Source organism: Variovorax sp. dw_954, from assembly GCF_018449755.1.
Lineage (GTDB): Bacteria > Pseudomonadota > Gammaproteobacteria > Burkholderiales > Burkholderiaceae_C > Variovorax.
The window spans coordinates 135,768-162,249 of sequence record NZ_JAAVVD010000002.1 but is presented as its reverse complement, the minus strand read 5'-3'; the positions used below and the strand labels follow the sequence as shown (position 1 = coordinate 162,249).

The window sequence follows — 26,482 nt, the reverse complement described above, 5'->3', positions numbered from 1 at the left end:
CTTCTGGTGGGACGGTGCCGTGATCAGTCCAAAGAGAGGTTCTGCTTTTTCACCACATCCTTGTAGACCGCAAATTCCGCCTTGATCTGCGCCGCGAACTGCTCGGGCGTGTTGGCCACGATGAGCGAGCCGGTGTCCTCGATGCGCTTCTTGACGGCCGGGTCTTCCACCGACTTCTTCACGCCGTCGGCGATCTTGTCGACGACTTCCTTGGGCAGGCCCTTGGGTCCGAGGATGCCGTAGTAGGCCATGCGATTGACCGGCTCCAGCCCGACTTCCTTGAAGGTCGGCACATTGGGCAATTCCTTCAACCGCTGCGGCGCGGACACCACGATGGGCACGAGACGGCCCGCCTTGATGAAGGGCATGGCCGAGGGGATGTTGTCGAACATGATGGCCACCTGGCCCGCCACCACGTCGTTGAGCGCCGGGCCCGCACCGCGGTAGGGAATGTGGGTCACGAAGGTGCCGGTCAGGCTCTTGTACAACTCCATCAGCAGGTGCCCGATGCCGCCGGTGCCCGACGACGCATACGAATACTTGCCCGGGTTCTTCTTCAACTCGGCCACGAACTCGGCGTAGTTCTTCGCCGGGAAGTTCGGGTTCACCGCGATGATGTTCGGCGTGGCGGCGATGTTGGTGATCGGCGTGAAATCGGCGATCGGGTCATAGGGCGTCTTCGGATTGATGGCCGGGTTGGCCGCCGTGCTCGACACGGTGGCCACGCCGAGCTTGTAGCCGTCCGGCGCGGCCCGCGCGGTTTCAGCCGCACCCACGATGCCGCCGCCGCCCGGGCGATTGATCACGATCACGGGCTGCCCCAGCACCTTGGCCAATGGCTCGGAGATGACGCGGGCCACGATGTCGGTGGTGCCGCCCGGTGCGAAGGGCACGCTCAATTCGATCGGCTTGTTGGGATAGCCCTCTGCCCAGGCCTGGCCGGCAAACGCAACCATGGCAACGGCGCCCACACTCCATTGACGACGATTCAAGTTCACTGAACTCTCCAGTACAAATTTGCAAACATGAGCCTCATGCTAGCGGCATGCCCGCGGAGCCGCGCCCTGAAATACCCGCGTGATTGCCCGTTTATGCTCTGAGGCGCGCTCCATCATGCGCGGCCTTCATGCGAGACAAGCACCCCCGTGAACTATGCGCAACTGCTCTTCCCCGACTTCTCGCTGATCGCCTGCGGCTGGCTCCTGTGCCGCTTCACCGCGCTCGACCGCCGCGTGTGGGACCAGGTCGAAAGCCTCGTCTACTACTTCCTGTTCCCGGTGCTGCTGTTCCATTCGATCGTGCGCAGCCCCTTCGACTTCGCGGCGACGTCGAGCATGCTGGGAGCGGGCGTCGCCATGAGCCTGTGCGGCGTCGGGCTGTCGTATGCCCTGCCCCATCTCCCGTGGCTGGGCCGGTATATCGATCGCGCCGATCACGCTGCCAGCGCGCAGGTCTCGTTCCGCTTCAACTCCTTCATCTGCCTCGCGCTGGCCGACCGGCTTGCGGGCCCGCAGGGGCTGTTGCTGATCGCGGTGTTGATCGGCGTGTGCGTGCCGCTGCTGAACGTGGCCGCCGTCTGGCCGATGGCCCGCCATGCGCAAACGGGCTTCCTGCGGCAATTGATACGCAACCCGCTGATCATCGCGACGGCGACCGGCCTGCTGGCCAACGTGCTCGGCTTCAGGGTGCCGCCGTGGCTGGAGCCCACGCTCTCGCGCATCGGCGGCGCCTCGCTGGCGCTGGGCCTGATGGCCGCCGGTGCGGGTATGCAGTTCGCCACGCTGGCGCGTGCCAAGGTGCTCGCAAGCTGCGTGCTCGCGATCCGGCACCTGGTCCTGCCGCTGGTCGCGTTCGGCCTGTCGCGCCTGCTGCACCTGGAGCCGACGCAGGCCACCGTGCTGCTGGCCTTCTCCGCCGTGCCCACGGCCTCCAGCGCTTATGTGCTGGCGGCTCGCATGGGCTACAACGGGCCGTTCGTCGCGGGGCTGGTGACGCTGTCGACGACGCTGGGGGTGTTGAGCCTGCCGTTCGCGCTGGGGGTGTTGAGATAGTTGCTGGCCTGGGCCTGTTCCAGCGCCCATTCGACATGCTCGCGAACCAGCGCGGAGGGATGCGCAAGCCGGGCCCTCAGCGCGTCAACCAATCCCGGGTCCGAAGGCGTTATGCGTAGGGCGTTGCCGACCCCGACGGCCAGGTTGCGCAGCCACCGCTCGTGCCCGATGCGACGAATCGGGCTGCCCTCCGTCCATCGAAGGAACTCGTCCTCGGTCCACGCGATCAACTCCGCCAGATGCCGCCCCGTCAACCCTTCCCGCTGATCGAAGTCCGGCAACGCGCTGCGGCGCGCGAACTTGTTCCAGGGGCAGATCAACTGGCAGTCATCGCAACCGTAAATGCGGTTGCCGATCAAGGGCCGCAGCTCGACCGGGATCGCCCCGGCATGCTCGATGGTGAGGTAGGAAATGCAGCGCCGTGCATCGAGCCTGTGGGCGCTCAGGATCGCCCTTGTCGGGCAGATGTCGATGCAGGCGGTGCAGCTTCCGCAATGCGGCGTCACCGGTTCGCTCGCGGGCAATGCCACGTCGACGTAGATCTCGCCGAGGAAGAACATCGAGCCCGCCTCGCGGTCCAGCACCAGCGTGTGCTTGCCCCTCCAGCCCTGGCCGCTGCGCGATGCCAGTTCGGCCTCCAGCACGGGCGCCGAATCGGTGAACACGCGATGCCCGAACGGCCCCATTTCAGCGGCGATCTGGTCGGCCAGCTTCTGCAGTCGCGAGCGCAGCACCTTGTGATAGTCGCGTCCTCGCGCATAGAGCGACACGATCGCCTCGCCCGGTCGCGAGAGACGGTCGAACTCGATGGCCTGCCAATCGGCGGGCGTATCGCGCGGCAGGTAGTTCATGCGCGCGGTGATCACGGTGACCGTCCCCGGCACCAGCTCGGCCGGCCGGGCGCGGCGCGCGCCATGGGCCGCCATGTAGTGCATGTCGCCATGGAAGCCTTCGGCCAGCCATGCCATCAGTCCGGGCTCGGCACTGGACAAGTCGATGCCCGCCACGCCGATTTGGGAGAATCCCAGTTCCCGGGCCAGCGCCTGAATACGAATCACGAGTGGATGGCTGCCGATCACCTGCCGATTGTAGAAACGCAAGACGCCGTGCGCGTCTGGCACACCGAAGAGGACACCGCGGCCTTTGCGCAGACGCTGGCGCACAAGCCGGCGTTGCGTGATGCGTTCGTCGAGTTGCGTGGCGACCTCGGCGCCGGCAAGACCACCTTCGTGCGACACCTGTTGCGCGCGCTCGGCATTGCCGGCCGCATCAAGAGCCCGACCTACGCGGTGGTCGAGCCGCACGAGGCACCCGATGGCCTCGCGATCTTTCATTTCGACTTCTACCGTTTCAGCGATCCCCAGGAGTGGGAAGACGCCGGCTTCCGTGACATTTTCGCGGGCCCCGGCCTCAAGCTCGCCGAATGGCCCGAAAACGCCGCAGGCCGCATTCCGCTTGCAGACCTTGCTATTAAAATCGAAGCAATGACCGACCAATCCCGTACCGTGCGCCTTCGCGCGAACACCGCCCGCGGCCGGCAATTGCTGGCCGGGTTCGTTGAATGAGCGCGAAGTCCTTTCAATGACTCTTGAGCACCCCAATCGCCGCCACCTGTTGAAGGCAGGCAGCCTGGTGCTGCTGCTCGGCGTGCAGGAAATCGCGCATGGCGCAACCATCATGGCCGTGCGCGTCTGGCCGGCCGCCGACTACACCCGCGTGACCATCGAATCCGACGGGCGCCTGCAAACGCAGCAGCTGGTGGTCGGCAATCCGCCGCGCCTGGCCATCGACATCGAAGGCATCGAGCTGAACCCGGCGCTGCGCGAACTGGTCGGCAAGATCAAGCCGGGTGACCCGTACATCAACGGCCTGCGCGTGGGGCAGAACTCGCCCAACGTGGTGCGCATCGTGTTCGACCTGAAGCAGTCCGTGGTTCCGCAGGTGTTCTCGCTCGCGCCGGTCGCCGCGTACCAGCATCGACTCGTGCTCGACCTCTATCCGCAGCAGGCGGTCGATCCGATGGAAGCCCTCATCGCCGAGCGCCTGCGCGACGCGCCGTCTTCCACCGCCAAGGGCAACGCAGACACCACGGTGGCCGGCATCGCCCCACGCGAATTGCCGCGCACCGGCGAGCCGCAAAACGCCACGCGCGCCGCGCCTTCCACAGGCGACGCGCTCGGCGAACTGATGGCGCAGCAATCGATGCGGCCCGCACCGGCCACCCAGGGCGCAAGTCCCGGCGGTTCGCCAACGCTCTCGGCGCCGCCGACTTTGCCGCCTGTCGTCGGTGTCACCCCGGTCAAACCGCCGCCCGTGGCTGCGACAGCGGGTCCCAGTGTCGCCACTTCCAGCCGCACTGATCGGCTCATCATCGTCGCGCTCGATCCCGGCCACGGCGGCGAAGACCCTGGCGCCACCGGGCCGGCCGGCACCCGCGAAAAAGACATCGTGCTGCAAGTCGCCTTCAGGCTGCGCGACCGCATCAACGCGGGCAGCGTGAACGGCAACCCGATGCGCGCATTCCTGACGCGCGACGCGGATTTCTTCGTGCCCTTGGGCGTGCGCGTGCAGAAGGCCCGCCGCGTGCAGGCCGACCTGTTCGTGAGCATCCACGCAGACGCCTTCACCACGCCCGCAGCGCGCGGCGCCAGCGTGTTCGCGCTGAGCCAGGGCGGCGCGTCGAGCAGTGCGGCGCGCTGGCTGGCCAACAAGGAAAACGAGGCAGACAAGGTTGGCGGCATCAACGTCGGCGGCCATGAGGCGCAGGTGCAACGCGCATTGCTCGACATGAGCACCACGGCCCAGATCAACGACAGCCTGAAGCTCGGTGGCGCGATGCTCGGCGAGATTCGAAACGTGGGACGGCTGCACAAGGGCGAGGTCGAACAGGCCAGCTTCGCCGTGCTGAAGGCGCCCGACATTCCAAGCGTGCTGGTCGAGACCGCATTCATCAGCAACCCCGAGGAAGAAGCCAATCTGCGTCGGGTGAGCTACCAGGAAAACCTCGCCGATGCGCTGATGCGCGGCATCCAGCGCTACTTCACGCAGAACCCGCCGCTGGCTCGCAGCCGGCAACTGTAGCCGTCATCAATGCCCGGCCAAACGCCGGGTCCTGCGCGTGCACAAGCCCCGCGCGGCGTCGCGCAAATAACCGGGACCGTCTCCTACAGCCCCGCTGGAGGGGGTTCGCACAATGAGTCCATCACTTCAAAACGAAAGGTGGACATCATGAAAGCACGTCTCTGGATCGCGGCCGCTGCAGCATCTTCGGCAATGGCATTGGTGGGTTGCGCGGGAACCGGGCCCAACCAGCAGTTGGGCGTGGGCGCGGGTGCAGTGGGCGGTGCCTTGGTGGGCCAAGCCATCGGGCACAACACTGCGGCGACTGTTGGCGGCGCGGCGATTGGCGGCCTGATCGGCAACGAGGTTGGACGCAACGCGGACCAGCGCAACTACAACAACAACCGCAACAACTACTACCCGTACAACGGTCCGAGCAACTGAGCGAGTTGAATCGGTCGGGCCGGCGCGAGGAGCGGCTGGCCAGCAAAAAGGCGTGTCATCGACACGCCTTTTTTGTTGAGTCTCGGCAGGCTCACGTAGTCGGTCGTGCCGCCGCGGACGCCATCGCAAGGAAGGCATGCGTCATGGCCATCGCCCGGGCTGCCCAGGGATGATGCGCGGTGTCGTCTTCTTCCCGCACCAGCGCAGGCAACCTGACTGCGGAGCCAATGCTTTCCAGGAGCGCGGCGTATTCGGAAGTGTCGGGTTGTGGGGCTTGCATGGAGGGCATGCTACGCGGCGGGGCTCGACTCACAATTCGTCGGACGGCGTAGGAAGACACAATATCAGAACAAAGTCACACATTGTTTCATGACCTTTGGGACTCGAACCTTCCACCCTCGAACGGGGCTTATTTCTGCAACGCCGCACGCTCGCGTTCCGCACGGCCCGCACGCCATGCGCCAAAGATCGCCATCACGCCCGGTATGAAAATCAGCGCCCAGATGATCTTGTCGAGGTGTTCGCGAACCAACGGCAGGTTGCCGAAGAAGTAGCCCGCCGTCGCAATGCCCAGCACCCAGACCAAGGCGCCCACGATGTTGAACATCGTGAACCTGGCGCGATTCATCGCCGCCACGCCGGCCACGAACGGCGCAAAGGTGCGGATGAACGGCATGAAGCGAGCGAGGATCACGGTCACGCCACCGTAGCGCTCGTAGAACGCGTGGGCCTGGTCGAAGGCCTTTCGGTTGAACAGGCGGGAGTTCTCCCATTGGAAGACCTTCGGCCCGAAGAATCGCCCGATCGCGAAGTTGGACTGGTCGCCCAGGATCGCTGCGGCAATGAGCACAACGCAAGCCAGCGCAAAGTCCATGTGGCCGACACCGCACAGTGCGCCAACGATGAAGATGAGTGAATCGCCGGGCAGGAAGGGCATCACCACGACGCCGGTCTCGACGAAGACGATCAGGAAAAGCAGCGCGTAGACCCAAGGGCCATAGGCGATGACGAATGCTTCGAGGTGCTTGTCGACGTGAAGGATAAAGTCGACGAAATAACTGAGTATGTCCATGGCGGGAGATTATCCGGGGGGCTGCGCGGCCCGCCTGTACGGGTGCTGAACCGGGCGTGCATCCGCCACGGAAATCGCTTCGATGGCCCCGACCTGATCACCGGAACTTCATTCGTGGCTTCTTTCTTCCTGCTGCATTGGCGCATGACCGCCCTTGCGCTGGCAGGACGGCGCGGCGCATGTCGATCTTCACCACTTTGCACCGGCGGCCTATGAGGCCAGGATCGGCGCATTCCTCGCCCTGCGCATGCCAGGACGCAGCACCGCTGCGTCGCCCGGCAAATCCTAGAATCACTGCGTGAACGCCCCCCTCTCCCCCGCCTCCACCCGCCGCCCCATCCGCGATTTGCCCGACGAACTGATCAGCCAGATCGCGGCCGGCGAGGTGGTGGAGCGGCCCGCGTCGGTGGTGCGTGAACTGCTGGACAACGCGCTGGACGCCGGCGCGCGCGAGATCACGGTGCGGTTGTCGGCCGGCGGCGTGCGGCTGATTTCGGTCGAGGACGACGGCGGCGGAATTCCGCGCGATGAACTCACCGTGGCTTTGCGTCGCCATGCCACCAGCAAGATCGCCAGCCTCGGCGAGCTCGAAACCGTCGGCACGATGGGCTTCCGGGGCGAGGCGCTGGCGGCGATCAATGCGATTGCCGACCTGTCGCTGCTCTCGCGCACGGCCGGCGCCGACAGCGCTTGGGCGCTCGATGGCCGGACCGGAGAACTGCGCCCGGTGGCGCGCGCCATCGGCACCACGCTCGAAGTGCGCGAACTGTTCTACGCCACGCCGGCGCGCCGCAAGTTCCTGAAGACCGATGCCACCGAACTGGCGCACTGCGTCGAGGCGGTGCGCCGACAGGCGCTGGCGCGTCCGGATGTCGGTTTCTCGATCTGGCACGAAGGCAAGCTGGTCGAGCAATGGCGCGCCGCCTCGGGCCCCGAGGCGCAGGTGCAACGCCTGGCCGATGTGCTGGGCGACGATTTCGTGGCGCAGAGCGTGGCAGTCGATCGGCCGGGTGGCGCCGTGCGTGTCGTGGGCCGCGCCGGCATACCGGACGCCGCACGCTCGCGCGCGGACCAGCAGTTCTTCTATGTCAACGGCCGCTTCGTCCGCGACAAGGTGCTGGCCCACGCGGTGCGCAGCGCCTATGAAGACGTGCTGCACGGCCAGCGCCAACCCGTGTATGCGCTCTACCTGGAGATCGACCCGGCCCGCGTGGACGTGAACGTGCACCCGACCAAGATCGAAGTGCGATTTCGCGATGGCCGCGAAGTGCACCAGGCGGTCCGGCATGCGATCGAGGATGCGCTCGCCGCACCGCGTGCGGGGGACGCGGTCAACACGCCCGCCGCACCCTTTTTCAAGCAGTCCCAGCCTGCCGCGCCGGCACCGTGGGCACAGCCGGCCATCCACTTTGCGTCCGAGCGACGCCTGGGCGATGCGGCTGCAATGTGGCCCGCGCAACGACTCGACGGCGCCACGACCCCGCCGATGGGTTGGGCGACAACGCCGCAGCCCGCGCAACAGCCCGCCGCGCCCTTCTCCCCCACCTTCCAACCCGCCGCACCCCTCCCGACCACAGGCGACGCCAACGCGGACGCCTGGCCGCTGGGCCGCGCGATCGCCCAGCTCCAGGGGATCTACGTGCTGGCCGAAAACAGCCAGGGCCTGGTCATCGTCGACATGCACGCGGCCCATGAGCGCATCGTCTACGAACGGCTCAAGACCCAGCTTGACGGCGCCGCCATCACCAGCCAGCCGCTGCTGATCCCCGCCACCTTCGCCGCGACGCCGCAGGAAGTCGCCACCGCCGAGGCCTGCGCAGACGTACTGGCGACGCTGGGCCTGGAAATCTCGCCCTTTTCGCCCCGCACGCTGGCGGTGCGCGCCGTGCCCGGCACGCTGGCCGATGGCGACCCGGTCGAACTCGCCCGCAGCGTGCTCGCCGAACTGGGCCAGCACGACGCCAGCACGGTGGTGCAGCGGGCGCAGAACGAGTTGCTGTCGACCATGGCCTGCCACGGCGCGGTGCGCGCCAACCGGCGCCTGACGCTGGACGAAATGAACGCGCTGCTGCGCCAGATGGAAGCCACCGAACGCTCCGACCAGTGCAACCACGGGCGGCCGACCTGGCGGCAACTCTCGCTGCGTGAACTGGACGCGCTGTTCCTGCGAGGACGGTAACATTCAGAAACGTGTCGTCCGATCGGCGGGCACGCGCGTTGCATGACCTTGTCGCGGCCATTGCTGGCAGGCCGCCGGAACTTTCGCGCCAGCCAGGTCTCCCTCTGCCACAAACATGAAACGTTGGGCCTTCCTCGCTTCTGCCATTGCCCTGAGCGCACTTTTCGCGGGTGGTTGTTCCACGCTCGATGAGCGCCAGCGCGAATGGATCTTCCAGCCGAGCGACCAGAGCTGGGGCAACACGGCTGAACAGACGGCCGGCATGGAGCAGGTGTGGATCGACTTCCGCTCCTCGCTCACGGGCGAGCCGGCCCGCCTGCACGGGCTCTGGCTCGGCGCCAAGCCCGAATCGGCCGACACGCCCGTGTTGCTGTACCTGCACGGCGCGCGCTACAACGTCAGCGGCTCGGCGCCGCGCATCCGGCGGATGAATGAATTGGGCTTCTCGGTGCTGGCCATCGACTACCGCGGCTTCGGCAAGAGCACCAAGGGCCTGCCATCGGAAGAAACCGCGCGCGAGGATGCGCGCGCGGCCTGGGCCTGGCTCGCGGCGCGGCATCCGCAGCAGCGCCGCTACATCTTCGGGCACTCGCTGGGAGGCGCCATCGGCATCGACCTGGCGGCCAGCGTGAAGGACGAAAGCGGCGTCATCGTCGAGGGCACCTTCACCTCCATCTCCGACGTGGTGAGCAGCTTCAAGTGGGGCTGGCTGCCGTTCCAGCCTTTCATCACGCAACCCTTCGATGCGCTCGCCAAGGTCAAGGACATCGGCGCGCCGCTGTTGGTGGTACATGGTGCGCTCGACAACCTGATCCGCCCCGAACTCGGCCGCAAGCTGTATGACGCCGCCACCGGTCCGAAGAAGTTCGTGCTGGTCCGGAACGGATCCCACTACAGCACCAACACGGTCGGCGGGACGGAGTACCGCGAGGCGCTCGAGCAACTGTTCAGCGTCAGGGCGCCCGACCCGGCAGCATCGCAGCAGCAGGCCGCGCCCGGCACGGCGCCACCGCGCGCCGCAGCCATGCGGCCGTACGACGGCGGCCGGCAGCTCTGAGCATTTGACGAAGCGCCTCGGCCACAGCCGCCCCGCGGCCCGCCTGGCGCACCTTTGTTAACCTCGGGCGCATGCCCTCTTCCACCGCCGACATGGCCGTTTCCCGTCCGGCCCCTGCGGCAGCGTGGCTCGGCATCGCCGGCCCCACGGCTTGCGGCAAGACGGCCGCCGCACTGGCACTGGCGCGCGAACGCCTGGTCGAGATCGTCAGTGTCGATTCGGCGCTGGTCTATCGCGGCATGGACATCGGAACCGCCAAGCCCAGCGCTGCCGAACTGACTGCCGTCCCGCACCACCTCATCGACATCCGAGATCCGAGCGAGAGCTACAACGCCGCCGCCTTCGTCGCGGACGCCACGCGGCTGGTCGCGGAAATCCGTGCGCGCGGCCGGATGCCGCTGCTGGTCGGCGGAACGATGCTGTACTTCAAGGCGCTGATCGATGGCATTGACGCGATGCCCGCGGCCGAGCCCGCCGTGCGCGCGCGCCTCGATGCCGAAGGCGCGGCATTGGGCTGGCCCGCGATGCACGCGAAACTGGCCGAGATCGATCCCATCGCCGCCGCCCGCCTGTCGCCCAACGACAGCCAGCGCATCCAGCGCGCGCTGGAGGTGTGGCATGCGAGCGGGCAGCCGCTGTCGAGCTTCCACGCGGCACGCCATGCCGGGCGTGCGGACACGGCCGGCTCGCCCGCAGGCATCCTCTTTTCCCTCGAGCCGACGGACCGCGCCTGGTTGCACGAGCGCATCGCGCGCCGCTTCGATGCGATGCTGGACGATGGCTTCCTCGACGAGGTACGCGCGCTGCGGGCGCGCGGCGACCTGCGGCCCGACATGCCGTCGATGCGGTGCGTCGGCTATCGGCAGGCGTGGGAGTTCCTGGACGAGTGCCCGTGCGACCGATCGACCTGCGGCGACCGCGCCGGCCCGTCCATCGCCGCATTTCGCGAACGCGGCATTGCCGCCACCCGGCAGCTCGCCAAACGGCAAATCACATGGCTGCGCAGCATGCCGGCCCGCCGCATCATTCCCGCCGAGGCACCGGACGCCATGGCGCAGCTGGTGCATGCGGCCATGGAGATTCCATGAGCGCAGCGCCGCTTGCACGGACCACATGACGCTCCAAGTCCAGGATCTGGCCAAGCACTACGGCGATGCGGCCGTGTTCGAGCATGTATCGCTCGAAGTCGCGGCCGGGGAGTTCGTTGCCATCGTCGGCGAATCGGGCGTGGGCAAGTCCACGCTGCTCAACTGCATGGCCGGCCTGGACAGCTGGGATGCCGGCAGCATCCGGCACGACGGGGTCGCGCTGGCCACGCTCGACGACGAGGCGCGCGCGCTGTGGCGCCGGCGGCAAGTGGGTTTCGTGTTCCAGGCCTTCCACGTCCTGCCCCATCTGGACGTGGCGCAGAACGTCGCCCTGCCGCTGATGCTGCTGGGCGACATCGATGCAGCGCGCGTGCAACAGATGTTGTCGATCGTGGGACTGGAAGGCTTGGGCGAACGCCTGCCCCAGCAGCTTTCCGGTGGGCAGTTGCAGCGCGTCGCGATTGCCCGGGCGCTGGTGCATCGCCCCAGCCTTCTGCTGGCGGACGAACCGACCGGCAATCTCGATCCCACCACCGCAGGCCGCGTCATGGATGTGCTGGTGCAGCAAACGCGGGAGCATGGCGCGTCGCTGGTGCTGGTCACGCATTCGGAGGCGGCTGCGGCGCGCGCCGATCGGGTGCTGCACCTGCGCGCGGACGGCATCGCTTCCTGACCGTATTTCCGGCCGATATCGCACCCCGGCGGGGGCGGTTTCGGGTCCGATGAAAGTACACGTCGGCGTACCATTCAATGAAAAGTAATTCTTAGGGTTTACGTCATTTCAAAATGTCAAGAAATATTTCAGACAATTCATCGAAATGACGCGTTGAAACGCTTTGTCACACTCATACTGGAGGCCCAACAGCAGGAAAACACCCGTTATGCCCAGCTTGCGTGAGGAATATCGCCAAGTCACCGACGCCCTTGAAGCCGCGTATCTCGCAGACAAGGCCGCCTATGAAGCGCTGCCGCGCCGAAGCAAGGACTTCTGGGCGCTGCAGCCGCCGCAGTCATGGCCGACGGCCGAAGAATTCAAGCCCTGGTTCGAGGCCCGCACGGCCTTGCTGGAGGCCGAGCAGCGCGTGATCCAGATGCTGCGTGCCCGGTGCGAAATGGTCCGCCAGAAATTGGGCCGTGCCGGCATCGAATTGCTGCTGCGCACCGCCAACTACCCGGCCTACATGGAACAGATCGTCGACACCGTGCCGGACGACCTGCACCTGGCCGAATTCATGCGCATGCCGGCAACGGGCGACGAACCGGGCGCCGCGGTGCGACCGATCCCTCAACCGCAGACGCATTGAGCCGGGTTCTGGAGGAATTGTTCAGCATAGCCTTCAGGTCGGGCGCCGCATCCTGAAACGCAAATCGGGCGAAATCTCGAAATAGTCGGCCGGCCCGCCGCCCCGCAGGATCGGGCGCGCAGCGGCGGTGTCGTACACACCGTCCTTGATCAGCGAGCGGTCGATGTGCACCGCGACAACCTCCCCCAGCGTCATCCAGGTTTCGATCGCACCGCCATCGGCGGACTGCAACTGGAAAGATTGCGTGAGCCTGCATTCGAACGCGACCGGGCTCTCGCCCACGCGCGGCGGCGAGACCAGCCGCGACGGCACCTGCGTGAGGCCCGCCAACTCGAACTCGTTGACCTCCGGCGGCACCATCGCGCAACTCGCATTCATCTGCTCGGCGAGCGGCCGCGTGGCCAGGTTCCAGACGAACTCGCGCGTCTGCTGGATGTTGCGCACCGTGTCCTTGTAGCCGATGCTGGCGAAACCGACGATCGGCGGCGTGTAGTTGAAGCCGTTGAAGAAGCTGTAGGGCGCAAGGTTCACGCCGCCGTTCGCGCCGCGCGACGAGATCCAGCCGATGGGACGCGGCCCGACGATCGCGTTGAATGGATCGTGCGGCAGGCCCGTTCCGAGGCGCGGCTCGTAGAAGTGCATGTCGGCATTCATCGTCATGCTGCGCTCGCTCCCGACAGCAGTTCGGCATAGCGCGCCATGTCGACGTTGCCGCCGCTCACGATGATGCCGACGCGCTTGCCGCGGATCGCGTCCCCGGCCGCGCACGCCGCCGCAAATGCGAGGCAACCGGTCGGCTCGACGACCATCTTCATGCGCTCGGCAAAGAAGCGCATGGCTTCGATGAGCTGGGCATCGGTGACGGTGAGGATGTCGGTCACATCACGCTTGATGATGCCGAAGGTGTACTGGCCGAGATGCTGCGTCTGCGCACCGTCGGCGATGGTCTTCGGCGTGTCGATGTGCACGATCTCGCCCTTGCGGAATGACTGCTGGCCGTCGTTGCCGGCCTCGGGCTCGACGCCGTAGATCTTGCATTGCGGGATCAGCGTGCGCGCGGCCAGTGCGCAACCACTGGTCAGGCCGCCGCCGCCGAGGCAGACATAGAGCGCATCGAGCGGCCGGCCGGTCTCGAAGATCAGTTCCATCGCCGCGGTGCCCTGCCCCGCGATGACGTCGGGATGGTCGTAGGGCGGGATCAGCGTCATTCCTCTGTCCGCGGCGATGCGCTTTGTCAGCGCCTCCCGGTCTTCGGCAAAGCGGTCGTACTGCACCACCTCGGCGCCGTAGCCGCGCGTGGCCGCGAGCTTGGCCGCCGGCGCATCGTGCGGCATGACGATGACCACCGGCATGCCGAGGATGCGCGCCGCCAGTGCCATGGCCTGCGCATGGTTGCCCGAGGAAAAGGCGATAGCGCCGGCCTTGCGCTGCGCCGCGTCGAACTGCGACAGCGCATTGAACGCACCGCGGAACTTGAACGCGCCCATGCGCTGGAAGTTCTCGCACTTGAAGAAGAACTGCGCGCCCCATCGCTCGTCGGCCGTGGCCGAGCGGAGCACGGGCGTGCGGTGGGCATGGCCATCGAGCCGCTTGGCGGCCGCGAAGACGTCGTCATAGGTGGGGAGTTGAAGCATGGCACCGAAGATAGCCCATCGGGCCGGCCGGCGTGCCAGGCCAGCGCGATCTTCGCCTCGCGGGTCAGCTTCGACAGGCGCTTGCCCTCGTCGTCGAGCAGCCTTCGAAGCTCGGCCGTGTCCATCGCCGCTGGCCCGGCGACGAGGGCTGCATGGCGGCTCGAGCCTCTACGCCGTCTCCGCGCGCAGCAGCTCGCGCAGCTTGTACTTCTGGATCTTTCCCGATGGCGTGGACGGCATCGTGTCGCGCACCACGAGCCTCTCCGGGATGTATTGCAACGCGATCTTCTGGGCCTTGAGGAAGTCGACGATCGACGGCAGGTCGATCTCGTGGCCGGGGCGTGGCACGACCACCGCGCAGGCCCGTTCGCCGAGGCGCTCGTCCGGGTAGGCGACGATGGCCGCCATCTGCACCGCGGGGTGGCGGTACAGCAGCGACTCGATTTCCACCACCGGGATGTTCTCGCCGCCGCGAATGATCACGTCCTTGCTGCGCCCCGTGATGCGCAGGTAGCCGCGCGCGTCGATGCGCGCGAGATCGCCGGTGTCGAACCAGCCATCGGCATCGGTCCCGTTGAGATGCGGTCGCTTGAGGTAGCCGCCGAAATTGGAGCAGGCGCGCAGCAGCAGCTTGCCCGACTCGCCCGGCGGCAGGCTTGCGCCGTCGATGTCGACCACCTTGATCTCCACGCCGGCCAGCGGCTTGCCGTCGGTGGCGAAGGCGCGCTCGTCATCGTCGTCGAGTTCGATGGTGGTAACGGCGCCGTTCTCGGTCATGCCCCAGGCCGACACGATCTTGGTCTTGAGCACGCTGCGCGCCTGCTCGACCAGCGGGCCGGGGATCGGCGCGCCGGCGCAGAGGAAGGTGCGCAACGTCGGCACGGCCAGGCCGCTTTCGGACACGCCGCGCGTCAGGTCCGCGAGGAACGGCGACGACGCCATCGTGAACGTGACGCGCTCTTCGCGAATCAGGCCGATCGCGCGTGCCGGTTCCCAGATGTCCTGCAACACGGCCGTGGCCTTGAGCATGATGGGCATCATCAGTCCGTACATGAAGCCGGTCTGGTGCGCCATCGGCGAGGCCATCAGCACCACGTCGTCCTGCGTCAGGCCCATGCGCTGCGCATACGGAATGATGTTGGCCATGACCGTGTTGGCCGAGTGCATCACGCCCTTGGGCTCCCCTGTGGTGCCGGAGGTGTAGATGAGTTGCGTGACATCGTCCGGGCCGGGGCGGTGGCGCGTGAGGATGTCCTGCGCGTCGGGTTCGTCTTCCCAGTGCGGGCCGCCCAGCAATGCCTCGAAGCTGTGCGGCGCCGGCTGGCCATCCTGCGTCGCGCCGATCACGACGAGGTGCTGCATGGCCGGCAGACTGGGCCGCAAGTCGACCAGCATCTGCTCGTGGTCGAAGCCGCGGAAGGTCTTCGGCACGATCATCACCTTCGACTCGCCATGCTTGAGCATGAACGACAGCTCGCGCTCGCGGAAGATGTGCATCATCGGATTCAGCACGGCGCCGATGCGCGAGCACGCGAGATAGGTCAGCGTGAATTGCCACCAGTTCGGCAACTGGCAGGAGACCACGTCATTGCGTTCGACGCCCAGACGCGTGAGGCCGACGGCGATGCGGTCGGCCATGCGCGCCATCTCGCGGTAGGTCATGCGCGTGACGGTGCCGCTCTCGACCTGAACCGCCACGATGCCGGTCTTGTCCGGGCAAGCAGCGAGGCAGGCATCGAAGTCGTCGTTGATGGTGCGGTCGTGCCACAAGCCCTGCGCGACCATGGCGGCGCGACGGGACGGAATGAGTACGGCGTCGAATTGCATGTGTGTCTCTTCTGGTCTTTTGTGGAAGGGTCAGGCCGGAACCGCGGAGCGGCCGGCGCGTGCGCGCGCGATGACCGTCTTCATGATCTGCGCTGTTCCGTCGCCGATCTGGAAGCCCAGCACGTCGCGCAGGCGCTGCTCCATCGCGCCGCGGTCGTAGCCGCCGTGGCCGAACATCAGCAGGCACTGGTGGATGCAGTCGTACGCCAGCTTGGGCGCCCACCATTTGCACATCGCGGCTTCGGCGCTGTGCGGCGCGCCGCGGTCCTTCAGCCACAGGGTTTGCAGGCACAGCAGGCGCGCGGCCTCGACCTGCGTGTCGAAGTCGGCCAGCGGATGCGACACGCCCTGGAAGGCGGACAGCGGCTTGCCGAAGGCCTCGCGCTGCGCGACGTAGTCCCACGTTTCCTCGAGCGCCACGCGGGCGACGGCCAGCACCTGCAAGCCGATCAGCGCGCGCGAGAAGTCGAAGCCCTGCATCACCTGCACGAAGCCCTTGTTCTCCTCGCCGAGGCGATGATCGACCGGCACGCGCACGTTCTCGAAGAACAGCGAGCCGCGGCCGATGGCGCGCTGGCCGTGGCAGTCGAAACGGTTGCGCGTGAGGCCCGGCACATCGGCCGGCACCAGCAAGGCAGTGACGCCGTGCGCGCCGTCGCTCACCGCGCCGGTGCGGCCGAACACGACGATGGCATCGGCCTGGTCGGCGGCGGAGATCGAGGTCTTCTCGCCGTTGATGACGTACTCGTCGCCGACGCGCTCCACGCGCAGGCGCAGGTTGGCCGCGTCGGAGCCGCCGCGCGGCTCGGTGAGCGCGATGGCGAACAGGGCCTCGCCGCGCGTCAGCTTCGACAGCCACGGACCGACCACTTCGGGCCGGCCGTGCTCCGACAGGATCTGTCCGTTCAGCGATGCCAGCAGGTTGATGTACGACATGCTCAGGTCGGCCCGGGCGATCTCCTCATGGATCACGCCGGCAGCGAGGCAGCCCATGCCCTGCCCGCCATGCGCTTCGGCGAGTTCGGGCGCGATGAAACCCATCTCGCCCATCTCGCGCATCAGGCCGCGCTCGAGCGTTCGGTTCTTGTCGCGCTCCAGGAAGCCGGGCGCGATGCGTTCGGTGGCGAAGCGCCGGGCGTGGCCGGCCAATGCTTCGAGTTCGTCGTCGAGATAGGGGTTCATCGCGGCGGGCTCACTTCGCGTACTTGCGGAAGTCGGGCTTGCGCTTTTCCTGCAAGGCCTTCACGCCCTCGCGCGATTCCTCGGTGTCGTAGTAGAGCTTGAGCGCGTACATGCCCATGCCGGCGATGCCTGCCTGATGCGCGGTGTCCATGTTGAAGCTGCGCTTGGCGATGGCAATGGCGGTCGGGCTGCGTTCGCAGATGGTCTCAGCCCACTCCTGCACGGTCTCGTCGAGCTTCTCGGGCGCCACGCAGATGTTGGCCAGGCCCATGGCCACGGCCTCCTGGCCCGAGTAGCGCTTGTTGAGGTACCAGATCTCGCGCGCCTTCTTCTCGCCAACCACTCGCGCCAGGAAGGCGGTGCCATAGCCCGGATCGACCGAGCCCATCTTCGGGCCGACCTGGCCGAAGATCGCCTTCTCGGAGCAGATCGTCAGGTCGCAGATGGTGCACAGCACGTTGCCGCCGCCGATGGCAAAGCCCTGCACGCGCGCGATCACCGGCTTGGGCACGTTGCGGATCGCGTCGTGCAACTCCTCCATCGGCAGACCGATGGTGCCGCGGCCGTCGTAGTTGCCGTCATGCGCGGACTGGTCGCCGCCGGTGCAGAAGGCGCGGTCTCCTGCGCCGGCCAGCACGATGGCGCCGATGGCGCGGTCATAGCCGGCACGGTTCAGGGCCTTGATGAGTTCGTCGCAGGTGGTGCCACGGAAGGCGTTCATCTTCTCGGGGCGGTTGATGGTGATCCATGCGACGCCGTTGCGCACTTCGTAGAGGATGTCTTCGTATTCCATGATGAGTCTCCTGGGGTGTGTGGGTTGTTCAGCCGTTCATGGTCAAGCCGCCGGAGACGCTCAACACCTGGCCGGTGATGAAGCCGGCGTCGTCGCTGGCAAAGAAGAGGATCGCACCCGGCAAGTCGTCGGGCTGGCCGATGCGGCCGAGCGGTATGGCGCGGGTGAAAGCTTCCATCAGCTTCTCGGGGTTGCCAGCGCCTTCCTTGTAATCGGCGAACAGCGCGGTGTCGGTCGGGCCGGGGCACACCACGTTCACCGTGATGCCGTGCCGCGCATGCTCGCGCGCGATGGTCTTGGAGAACGAGATGAGCCCGCCCTTGCATGCGGCATACACCGCCTCGCCCGAGGAGCCGACCCGCCCCGCGTCCGATGCGATGTTCACGATGCGCCCGGCCTTGCGCGAGGCCATGCCCGGCAGCACCGCATGGTGCATATGCAGCGCGCCGGTGAGGTTGATGGCGATGAGCTTGTCCCACTGCGCGGGCTCGGTCTTGGTGAAAGGCTTGAACACATCCCAGCCGGCGTTGTTGACCAGCACGTCGATGGGGCCCAGCGTCGATTCGACGGCCGCGATGGCCGCGTCGACGCTAGCGCGGTCGGTGATGTCGCACCTGAATGCCTCGGCCTTGCCGCCATTGGCACGGATGCCCTCGGCGACGCGCTGCGCCGCTTCGAGGTTCATGTCGAGCACCGCCACGACGGCGCCCTCCGCCGCGAATCGGCGGCAGGTCGCGCCGCCGATGCCGCCACCGCCGCCGGTGAGCGCCACCGTCTTGCCCTTGAATCTTTCCATGATGTCTCTCCTTGAGGTTGAAGCTTGGTATCGTCGCGCCATTCGAGTCGACGATTCCCGGATATACGTCAATATGTTGTCGTATCATAGGCGCCTTGCCTCTAGCTCATCAACTTCTTTCACAAGCAGAGTCACCATGGTAATCCCTAATCAAAAAGACGACTCGACTCGCATGGACCTGGCCAATCGCGTCTTCTTCCGCCTCTACCAAAGCGCAAATATGTTGCATAAAACGGGCACCAAGGCCGTGGAGGCCGAAGGGCTGACCACGCAGCAGTGGGCGGTGCTGGGCGCGCTGTCGCGCGAGGAGGCGGAAGGCGGCATGAGCGTGGGCGACCTGGCCCGCTACCTGAAGGTGAGTCGGCAGAACCTGTCGGGCCTGCTGGGCCGCATGGAGCGCGACGGCCACCTGGGCATGGCACCTGACGGGCGCGACCGACGCTCGCGCCTCATCACGATGACGCCGTCCGGCCGGGACGTCTGGCTGGCGCAGGCGCTGCCGAAGATCCACAACTACTACGAGCAGGCGCTGGACGGCTTCTCGGTCAATGACATCGTGCACACGCTGCATTACCTGCTGCGCTTGCTGGAGAACATGGAGCGCGTCGATGCGGCGCAGGGCGGCACGACGGAAGGCGACGAATAGCCACAAATAAACTTTCACGCCGCTGTCGAAACGCACGCGGCCCGCGCGTCATGGAGGCGAGCCATACTGCTCGACAACCCCTTTTTCAAGGAGCCCGCCATGCAATACATGCTGATGTTTTATGTCACCCCCGATGACCTCGCCAAGTACGGCGACGAGCGCGCGGAAGCGCACAAGGCCAGCTGGATGGCCTACGTCGGCGCCGTCTACGAGTCCGGCACTGTCGTCAACGGCGATGGCCTGCTACCGCCCTCCACCGCCACCACGCTGCGTGTGCGCGGCGACAAGCGCCAGGTGCAGGACGGCCCCTTCGCCGACACCAAGGAGCAGCTCGGCGGCTACTTCGTCATCGACGTGCCGCACATCGACGCGGCGCTGGAATGGGCCGCCCGCGCGCCCTGCGCCGCCACCGGCGGCGTGGAAGTGCGACCGGTGATGCCGCGCGACGCAATGTGAACCCGGAAGCGGCAGCGCGCCGTGCCGCGGAGCGCGCGGCGCGCGACTCCTACGGCCGGCTGCTGTCGATCCTGTCGGCCCGCACGCGCGACATCGCGCTGGCCGAGGACGCGCTGGCAGACGCATTCGAAAGCGCCCTCGAAACCTGGCCGCGCACGGGTGTACCTGACAACCCGGCCGCGTGGCTCGTGACGACGGCGCGGCGCAAGACGCTCGACGCGTGGCGTCACGACCAGGTGCGCGAGGCCGCGGCGCAGACCCTGCACCTGCTGGCCGACGAATTCACCGAGAGCGAGGCCGCAGGCGCCGTTCCCGATGAGCGCCTGCGACTGCTGTTCGTCTGTGCGCATCCCGCCATCGATGCGGCGGCGCGCACGCCGCTCATGCTGCAAACCGTGCTCGGCCTCGACGTGCAGCGCATGGCCGGTGCGTTTCTCACCGCGCCGGCCACCTTGGGCCAGCGACTCACGCGCGCCAAGGCACGCATCCGGCAGGCGGGCATTCCCTTCGAATTCCCCGAAGCGCGCGACCTGCCGGATCGCCTGCTGGATGTGCTCGACGGCATCTACGCGGCCTACGGCACAGGTTGGGACGACATCGACGGCACCGACAGCACACGACGCCTGAGCAACGAGGCGATGGAACTCTGCGCGATCCTGTGTCGCCTGATGCCGGGCGAGCCCGAGCCCTTCGGGTTGCTGGCGCTGATGCTGTTCTGCGAATCGCGCGCGGCGGCGCGGCGTGATGCGGCTGGCAGCTATGTGCCACTGGATGCGCAGAACACCGCGCAATGGAGCCGGCCGATGATCGCCGAGGCCGAGCACGCGCTGCGACACGCGGCAAACCTCTCGGCGCGCGGCCCCTATCAACTCGAAGCGGCAATCCAGTCAGCCCACATCCAGCGAGGGCTCGGCGCCGACGTGCCAGCGACGGCGCTGGTATCGCTCTACGACGGGCTGCTCGCGCTGCGGCCGAGCGTTGGTGCGCAAGTCAGCCGTTGCTGCGCGGTGGCGCGTGCCGATGGCCCGCTCGCGGGACTTGCCGCGCTGGAGGCGCTCGATAGCGGCGTCGTGACGAACTACCAGCCATGGTGGGCGGCGCGCGCCCATCTGCTGGCGGAGGCGGGACAGACGGCGGAAGCGCGGGCAGCGTATCAACGCGCCATCGGCTTGGCCGTGCAACCGGCGGTGCGGGCGCATCTGACACGCGTGGCGGCACGGGTCTCCTGACTTTGCCAATATTCGCAGCGAAATTGAACCCGCCTGCGATCCCGTGTGTGCCGACTCAAATCCAGCGCGGCCCATCCCGCCCGCCCAGCGCCCGCAGCCTGGAAAAGCCGGCGACCAGCGCATCGGAATAACTCAGGTAGGTGCGCTCGGAAACGTCGAACTCCGCATAGGAGACGAAGGTACCTTGTTCGCCGGTGCCCTTGAGAATCACCCACGAGTAGGTCCTGGAACTCATTTCACGCACGCTCAAGGCGAGGTCTTGCAAAGTCATGGCGGTTCTCCCTGTTCTGTTTCGATGTCTGGGGCGCATTCTTGAGGGCCCGCGCTTTCCGACCAAGGGCGAGCTTCACGATTCCAGGCGTTTTCTCACGCGCCACAATCGCGGCATGCGCGCCCTGCTCTCCACTTTCTCCTGGCAGGAATTGCGCCACCATCCGTGGCGCAACGCGGCAGCGGTGGTGGCGGTGATGCTGGGCGTGGCGCTGGCCTTTTCGGTGCAACTCATCAATGCCTCGGCACTCGATGAGTTTTCCAGCGCGGTGCGTTCGGTCAACGGGCAGCCCGACCTCGAGTTGCGCGCGGCCCAAGGCAGCTTCGACGAGTCGCTGTTCGCGCGCGTCGTCGCCGATCCGCGCGTGGCGTTGGCGAGCCCGGTGCTCGAGGTCCAGACGGTGGCGCTGGCGCCGGGCTTGTCGGCGCCCCTCTCGATTCGCGTGATCGGCGTGGATGCGCTGGTGCTGCCGTCGATCGCGCCTGAGTTGATCCCCAAGCCTGCAGAGGGCGCGCAACGCCTCGCGCTGCTCGCACCAGCGACGATCTTCCTGAATGCGGGCGCGCGTGGCGCGCTGGGCGACGTGCCAGCGGTCGAACTGCGCACTGCGGCAGGTGCGCGCCGGGTCGATGTTGCGGGCAGCGTCCCGGCGGGCGGCAAGGCGCTGGCCGTGATGGACATCGGCGCGGCACAGGACCTGTTCGGCCGCGGCGGGCAACTCACGCGGATCGATCTGCGCCTGGCGCCAGGAGTCGACCGGTCCGCTTTCGTGCGCTCGCTGCAGCAGTCGGCCGGCTGGCCGGCGGCGGTGCAGGTCGCGGAGCCGGGTGATGCAGCGCAGCGCGTGAGCAACTTGTCCCGGGCCTATCGCGTGAACCTGACGGTGCTGGCGCTGGTCGCACTGTTCACCGGCGCGTTCCTGGTGTTCTCGGTGCTGGCGCTCAGCGTGGCCAAGCGGGCGCAGCAGTTCGCGTTGCTGGGTGTGCTGGGCCTCACGCCGAAGCAGCGGCTGCGGCTGGTGTTGATCGAATCGCTGGTGCTGGGCATCGTCGGCAGCGTGGTGGGCATCGGGCTCGGCACGGCGCTGGCTGCCTTCGCGTTGCAGGTGCTGGGTGGCGACCTGGGTGGCGGCTACTTCGCCGGGGTCGCGCCCGCCTTGCAATGGAGCACGGCGGCGGCGATCTCCTACGGCGCGCTCGGCGTGCTCGCGGCGATGGTGGGTGGCTGGTATCCGGCGCGGGCCGCGCAGGCGTTGCCGGAGGCGCAGACGCTCAAGGGCCTGGGCTCTGCGCCAGCAGGGTCCGGCCGGCAATGGATCGCGGTCGTGCTGGTCGCGGGTGGTGCCTTGCTGGCCTTCGCGCCGGCTGTGTACGGCGTGCCTATCGCGGCCTACCTTTCGGTCGGCTTGCTGCTGGTCGGCGGCATCACCGGCTTGCCGGGACTGATCGCGTTGATCTACGACCGCCTGGCGCCCCTGGTGGCGATGCGCCTGCTGCCGCTGCTGGCGGTGGAACGCGCGCGGCGCATGCGCGGCACCGCGGCAGTGGCCGTCAGCGGCGTGGTCGCGAGCCTGAGCCTGGCGGTGGCGCTCACGGTGATGGTCGCGAGCTTTCGCGATTCGGTCACGCGCTGGCTGGACGTGGTGCTGCCGGCCGATCTCTATCTTCGGGCGGCCAACGCGGGCGGGTCGGGCAGTGGCAGCGACACGGGTGCATTCGGGCCGGACATGGTCGACGCCATCGGGCAGGTGGAAGGTGTGACACGCGTCAGCACGGTGCGCGCGAGGCAGGTGTCGCTGGCCGCGACGCAGCCGCCCGTGACGCTGCTCGCTCGCACCTTCGTCGGCGATGCGGCGCAGGCGCTGCCGCTGGTGGGCGACGCGTTCAAGACACCCCCGGGGAGCATCGGCATCTATGTGAGCGAGGCGGTCGCCGACCTCTACGGCGCGCGGCCCGGCACTGCGTTCGCGCCGCTGGCCAGGGCGTTCGAGCAGGACGGCAAGCCACCTGTCGAGTTCTTCGTGGCGGGGGTGTGGCGCGACTATGTGCGGCAGTTCGGCTCCATCGTGCTCGACGCGCGCGACTTCCAGCGATTGACCTCCGACCGCAGCGTGAACGACGTCTCGCTGTGGCTCGCGCCGGGCGCGGATCTCTCGCAGGTGCAGCAGGCCATCCGCGCGCTGGCGGCGCAAAGGCAGATGGCCGGCGACGCGCTGGAATTCGCGTCGGTGGGCGAACTGCGCGCCACGTCGCTGCGCATCTTCGACCGCAGCTTCGCGGTCACCTACTGGCTGCAGGCCGTGGCGATCGCCATCGGCCTGTTTGGCGTGGCCGCGAGCTTCAGTGCGCAGGTGCTGGCGCGGCGCAAGGAGTTCGGGCTGCTCGCGCACCTGGGGTTCACGCGGCGACAGGTGCTGGCTGTCGTCGCCGGCGAGGGCGCGGCCTGGACCGTGATCGGCGCCTTCGCCGGCATCGCGCTGGGATTGGCGGTGTCGGTGGTGCTGGTGAAGGTGGTAAACCCGCAGAGCTTCCACTGGACCATGGACATCCTGGTGCCTTGGGGCCGGCTGCTCGCGCTGTGCGCCGCCGTCATCGCGGCCGGCACGATGACAGCGTGGTTGGCCGGCCGTGCGGCTGCCGGTCGCGATGCGGTGCTGGCGGTGAAGGAAGACTGGTGAGACAAACGACAGTCATGAGCATGGGCGGACGCCCAAAGTGCCGCTGCGCGTGGCGGCGCCGCAGGAAAGTGGAAAAGCCCTGGGTCAGAACTGTCCGCACGTCGGTGGGGCGATAGGCGCTCCCCTCGTTGTTTCTTGTATGCGTGCCGCAAGGGCCGCGTCTGTGCGGTACCGCTCAGTGTGCGCGGCCGGATTGACGCGCCTCATCCACTGAACATATCGGAACACGTTATGTGCGGTGGCAGACAGCCAGGGTCCATGATTTGCGCCAAGGTGGAACCCTCTCCAGGAACCCCGTATGTCCGCCATCCCAATGGTCAAGGTCGCGCCACCAGCGGAGCACGAACCGAAGAGCGCGATACCCCCCGATTCCGAAAGCGGATTGACGAGTGAAGAGGCTCTGCGTCGCATGGCGGCCGATGGGCCGAATGCGGTTCAGGATGTGGCGCCGCATCCGGTCCGTCGCGCCTTGGGCAAGCTGTGGGCGCCGGTGCCGTGGATGCTCGAGGCGGCGGTGCTGCTGCAACTGGCGCTGCGCGAATATGTCGAGGCGTCGGCCGTCGCGTTTCTCCTGGTGTTCAACGCGGGCCTGGCGTTCTTCCAGGAGGGACGCGCCCAGGCGACGCTCGAAGCCCTGAAGTCCCGTCTTCCATTGAGCGCATCGGCGCGGCGCGACGGCGTGTGGAAAACGCTGGCTGCGGCCGAACTGGTTCAAGGCGACATCATCAAGTTGTCCCTCGGCACCGTGGTCCCCGCCGACGCCCGCCTGATCCGCGGATCCGTGCTGATCGACCACTCGATGCTCACCGGCGAATCCGTGCCGATCGATGCCGGCGCCGGCTTCCAGACCTTTGCCGGCGCGCTGGTGCGTCGGGGCGAGGCTGTCGCCGTGATCGTCGCGACCGGCGCGCGCACGAAGTTCGGGCGCAGCGCCGAACTCATTCGCACGGCCCATGTCGAGAGCACCGAACAGAAGGCCATCGTTCGCGTGGTGCGCAATCTCGCCGTGTTCAACGGCGCAGTGATCATCCTCCTCGTCGGCTATGCGGAGCATCTGGCGATGCCGCTGGTGCAGATCGCGCCCTTGGCGCTGGTAGCCATCCTGGCTTCGATTCCAGTGGCGCTTCCGTCGATGTTCACACTCGCGGCGACGGTTGGAGCGCGGGCCGTGGCGCGACGCGGCGTCTTGCCGACGCGCCTTTCAGCGCTCGACGAAGCAGCCGGGATGGATGTCCTGTGCGTCGACAAGACCGGAACACTGACACGCAATGAACTCGCAGTGACTGCGTGCCGCGCGCTGCCGGGTTTCGAGGAACCGCAAGTCCTGGCGATGGCGGCGCTGGCGAGTTCCGACGGCGGCGCCGATCCCCTGGACGCTGCGATCCGCGCTGCCGCCCAACCCGCAAATGAACCGGCGGTTCAACCGGCGACCGTGGCGCGCTGGAAGCTCGTCACCTTCACGCCTTTCGATCCCACGCGGAAGATGTCGGAGGCCACGGCCATCGACCCCGAGCGCAAGGCGGTCAGGATCGTCAAGGGCGCCTTCACCGTGGTCGCTGCGATTGCCGAACCGTCTCCTGCGGCGTCGGCAATGGTCGAGGAACTTCAGGCCCAGGGCTTTCGCGTCCTTGTCGTCGCCACGGGATCGGCCGAGCCGCTGCGCATGGCCGGCGTGATCGCGCTGAGCGATCCGCCGCGCGCGGATTCCGCGGCACTCGTGGCCCAGTTGCATGGCTTGGGCATTCGCACCGTGATGGTCACCGGCGATGCGCCAGTGACCGCCCGGGTCGTGGCGCAGGCAGTCGGAATCACCGGGGCGGTCAGCCCGGCCGCATCGCTTCCCCACGATGCTCGCGTGGAAGCGTTCGACGTCTTCGCGGGCGTATTGCCCGAAGACAAATACGCGCTGGTCCAGGCGTTCCAGCGTGGCGGCCATGTGGTCGGCATGTGCGGCGATGGCGCCAATGACGCGCCGGCACTGCGGCAAGCGCAGATGGGCATCGCCGTCTTCACCGCGACCGACGTTGCGAAATCGGCGGCCGGCATCGTGCTGACCGACCCCGGTCTCGGCGGCATCGTTGCCGCCGTGCAAGTCGGGCGGACGACGTTCCAGCGAATCCTGACCTACACGTTCCGGTCCATCGTTCACAAGATCGTCCAGGTGCTCTTCCTGCTGGCCGGGCTGGTCATCTCCGGCGCTGCCGTGCTGACCCCGTTGCTGATGGTGCTGATGATGGTGGCGGGCGATTTCTTCGCGTTGTCATCGGCGACCGACAACGTCCGGGCGTCGTTGACCCCCAACGTCTGGCGGATCGGCAACCTCACCATCGCCGGCATCGTCCTGGGGGTATGCGATCTCGTCTTCTGCGTCCTCACGCTCGCGGTCGGGCGCTTCGAACTCCACCTCGACAGCGATACGTTGCGGACGCTGACGGTCGTGACGCTGGTGTTCAGCGGCCAGGCGATTTTCTATGTCACGCGCGAGCGCCAGCACCTGTGGAGTTCGCGGCCCGGCGGCTGGCTGATCGCGTCGTCGGTCCTCGACGTCACGATCTTCAGCGCGCTCGCGACCCAAGGCATCCTGATGATGCCGTTGCCGGCAGCCGTCGTCGCCTGCGTATTCGGCGCGGCAGTCGTCCTGGCCTTCTGCCTGGACATGGTGAAGGTCCTGCTGTTCCGGCGCCTGGCCATTGCCTGACGCCATGGGCGTCGTTAC

General features: G+C 67.3%; 25 protein-coding genes. 14 read left to right on the top strand and 11 right to left on the bottom strand.

Annotated elements, in window-relative coordinates:
* Nucleotides 1-23: 23 nt before the first annotated feature.
* A complete protein-coding gene (locus HB681_RS03885) occupies nt 24-956 on the bottom strand; it encodes a tripartite tricarboxylate transporter substrate binding protein BugE (RefSeq protein WP_213953872.1) in 933 nt (310 codons plus the stop codon).
* A gap of 189 nt (nt 957-1,145) precedes the next feature.
* Between HB681_RS03885 and HB681_RS03880 the strand changes: the two genes are divergently transcribed.
* Entirely contained in the window at nt 1,146-2,051 is a 906-nt protein-coding gene (locus HB681_RS03880; RefSeq protein ID WP_213953455.1) for an AEC family transporter, read from the top strand.
* On the opposite strand, the gene queG is transcribed toward HB681_RS03880, so the two are convergent.
* On the bottom strand, nt 1,961-3,130 hold the full coding sequence (gene queG, locus HB681_RS03875) for a tRNA epoxyqueuosine(34) reductase QueG (RefSeq protein ID WP_213953454.1): 1,170 nt from the start codon (nt 3,128-3,130) through the stop codon (nt 1,961-1,963). The genes HB681_RS03880 and queG overlap by 91 nt on opposite strands.
* On the opposite strand from queG, the gene tsaE reads away from it, so the two are divergent.
* The 3 genes from tsaE to HB681_RS03860 all read left to right on the top strand — a co-directional run bounded on the left by tsaE (nt 3,116) and on the right by HB681_RS03860 (nt 5,555).
* A complete protein-coding gene (tsaE, locus tag HB681_RS03870; protein ID WP_213953453.1) occupies nt 3,116-3,616 on the top strand; it encodes a tRNA (adenosine(37)-N6)-threonylcarbamoyltransferase complex ATPase subunit type 1 TsaE in 501 nt (166 codons plus the stop codon). The genes queG and tsaE overlap by 15 nt on opposite strands.
* A gap of 16 nt (nt 3,617-3,632) precedes the next feature.
* Entirely contained in the window at nt 3,633-5,132 is a 1,500-nt protein-coding gene (locus HB681_RS03865; RefSeq protein WP_213953452.1) for an N-acetylmuramoyl-L-alanine amidase, read from the top strand.
* 147 nt (nt 5,133-5,279) lie between these two features.
* A complete protein-coding gene (locus HB681_RS03860) occupies nt 5,280-5,555 on the top strand; it encodes a glycine zipper domain-containing protein (RefSeq protein ID WP_213953451.1) in 276 nt (91 codons plus the stop codon).
* Between the two features lie 91 nt (nt 5,556-5,646).
* On the opposite strand, the gene HB681_RS03855 is transcribed toward HB681_RS03860, so the two are convergent.
* Both HB681_RS03855 and HB681_RS03850 read right to left on the bottom strand, forming a co-directional pair.
* A complete protein-coding gene (locus tag HB681_RS03855) occupies nt 5,647-5,835 on the bottom strand; it encodes a hypothetical protein (protein WP_213953450.1) in 189 nt (62 codons plus the stop codon).
* Nucleotides 5,836-5,964: 129 nt separating this feature from the next.
* Nucleotides 5,965-6,627 carry a DedA family protein gene (locus HB681_RS03850; protein WP_213953449.1) on the bottom strand — a complete coding sequence of 221 codons (663 nt, stop codon included), beginning with the start codon at nt 6,625-6,627 and terminating at the stop codon, nt 5,965-5,967.
* A gap of 298 nt (nt 6,628-6,925) precedes the next feature.
* Here HB681_RS03850 and mutL point away from each other — a divergent pair, with 298 nt between their 5' ends.
* The 5 genes from mutL to HB681_RS03825 all read left to right on the top strand — a co-directional run bounded on the left by mutL (nt 6,926) and on the right by HB681_RS03825 (nt 12,255).
* Nucleotides 6,926-8,806, top strand: a complete 1,881-nt coding sequence (gene mutL / locus HB681_RS03845) for a DNA mismatch repair endonuclease MutL (protein WP_213953448.1) — start codon at nt 6,926-6,928, stop codon at nt 8,804-8,806.
* Nucleotides 8,807-8,921: 115 nt separating this feature from the next.
* Nucleotides 8,922-9,863 (top strand): alpha/beta fold hydrolase, encoded by a 942-nt coding sequence (locus HB681_RS03840; protein WP_213953447.1) that lies wholly within the window; start codon nt 8,922-8,924, stop codon nt 9,861-9,863.
* Nucleotides 9,864-9,955: 92 nt separating this feature from the next.
* The gene (miaA, locus tag HB681_RS03835) at nt 9,956-10,951 is read left to right on the top strand and encodes a tRNA (adenosine(37)-N6)-dimethylallyltransferase MiaA (RefSeq protein WP_213953871.1); all 996 of its coding nucleotides are present in this window, start codon (nt 9,956-9,958) and stop codon (nt 10,949-10,951) included.
* Between the two features lie 25 nt (nt 10,952-10,976).
* The gene (locus HB681_RS03830) at nt 10,977-11,624 is read left to right on the top strand and encodes an ABC transporter ATP-binding protein (protein ID WP_213953446.1); all 648 of its coding nucleotides are present in this window, start codon (nt 10,977-10,979) and stop codon (nt 11,622-11,624) included.
* Between the two features lie 208 nt (nt 11,625-11,832).
* Nucleotides 11,833-12,255, top strand: coding sequence for a hypothetical protein (locus HB681_RS03825; RefSeq protein WP_213953445.1), 423 nt, complete (start codon nt 11,833-11,835; stop codon nt 12,253-12,255).
* 33 nt (nt 12,256-12,288) lie between these two features.
* On the opposite strand, the gene HB681_RS03820 is transcribed toward HB681_RS03825, so the two are convergent.
* From HB681_RS03820 to badH, 6 genes are all read right to left on the bottom strand, one after another.
* Nucleotides 12,289-12,915 carry a flavin reductase family protein gene (locus HB681_RS03820; RefSeq protein WP_256354112.1) on the bottom strand — a complete coding sequence of 209 codons (627 nt, stop codon included), beginning with the start codon at nt 12,913-12,915 and terminating at the stop codon, nt 12,289-12,291.
* A complete protein-coding gene (locus HB681_RS03815; RefSeq protein WP_213953444.1) occupies nt 12,912-13,889 on the bottom strand; it encodes a threo-3-hydroxy-L-aspartate ammonia-lyase in 978 nt (325 codons plus the stop codon). The genes HB681_RS03820 and HB681_RS03815 overlap by 4 nt, the downstream gene beginning before the upstream one ends.
* A 168-nt stretch (nt 13,890-14,057) precedes the next feature.
* A complete protein-coding gene (gene aliA / locus HB681_RS03810; RefSeq protein ID WP_213953443.1) occupies nt 14,058-15,716 on the bottom strand; it encodes a cyclohexanecarboxylate-CoA ligase in 1,659 nt (552 codons plus the stop codon).
* 30 nt (nt 15,717-15,746) lie between these two features.
* Nucleotides 15,747-16,898 (bottom strand): cyclohexanecarboxyl-CoA dehydrogenase, encoded by a 1,152-nt coding sequence (gene aliB, locus HB681_RS03805; protein WP_213953442.1) that lies wholly within the window; start codon nt 16,896-16,898, stop codon nt 15,747-15,749.
* 10 nt (nt 16,899-16,908) lie between these two features.
* Nucleotides 16,909-17,691: a 2-ketocyclohexanecarboxyl-CoA hydrolase gene (gene badI / locus HB681_RS03800; protein ID WP_213953441.1), complete on the bottom strand. Its 783-nt coding sequence runs from the start codon at nt 17,689-17,691 to the stop codon at nt 16,909-16,911.
* Nucleotides 17,692-17,719: 28 nt separating this feature from the next.
* Entirely contained in the window at nt 17,720-18,487 is a 768-nt protein-coding gene (badH, locus tag HB681_RS03795; protein WP_213953440.1) for a 2-hydroxycyclohexanecarboxyl-CoA dehydrogenase, read from the bottom strand.
* A gap of 136 nt (nt 18,488-18,623) precedes the next feature.
* Here badH and HB681_RS03790 point away from each other — a divergent pair, with 136 nt between their 5' ends.
* From HB681_RS03790 to HB681_RS03780, 3 genes are all read left to right on the top strand, one after another.
* Complete coding sequence (locus HB681_RS03790) at nt 18,624-19,133, top strand: MarR family transcriptional regulator (protein ID WP_256354111.1); 510 nt, start codon at nt 18,624-18,626, stop codon at nt 19,131-19,133.
* Nucleotides 19,134-19,232: 99 nt separating this feature from the next.
* On the top strand, nt 19,233-19,589 hold the full coding sequence (locus HB681_RS03785) for a YciI family protein (protein WP_213953439.1): 357 nt from the start codon (nt 19,233-19,235) through the stop codon (nt 19,587-19,589).
* Entirely contained in the window at nt 19,586-20,818 is a 1,233-nt protein-coding gene (locus HB681_RS03780) for a DUF6596 domain-containing protein (RefSeq protein WP_345944615.1), read from the top strand. The genes HB681_RS03785 and HB681_RS03780 overlap by 4 nt, the downstream gene beginning before the upstream one ends.
* A 55-nt stretch (nt 20,819-20,873) precedes the next feature.
* Here the strand turns inward: HB681_RS03780 and HB681_RS03775 are convergent, their stop codons facing one another.
* Nucleotides 20,874-21,089: a hypothetical protein gene (locus tag HB681_RS03775; RefSeq protein WP_213953437.1), complete on the bottom strand. Its 216-nt coding sequence runs from the start codon at nt 21,087-21,089 to the stop codon at nt 20,874-20,876.
* Between the two features lie 115 nt (nt 21,090-21,204).
* Here HB681_RS03775 and HB681_RS03770 point away from each other — a divergent pair, with 115 nt between their 5' ends.
* Entirely contained in the window at nt 21,205-23,766 is a 2,562-nt protein-coding gene (locus HB681_RS03770; protein WP_213953436.1) for an ABC transporter permease, read from the top strand.
* Nucleotides 23,767-24,064: 298 nt separating this feature from the next.
* Complete coding sequence (locus HB681_RS03765; RefSeq protein WP_256734809.1) at nt 24,065-26,464, top strand: HAD-IC family P-type ATPase; 2,400 nt, start codon at nt 24,065-24,067, stop codon at nt 26,462-26,464.
* Nucleotides 26,465-26,482 lie beyond the last annotated feature (18 nt).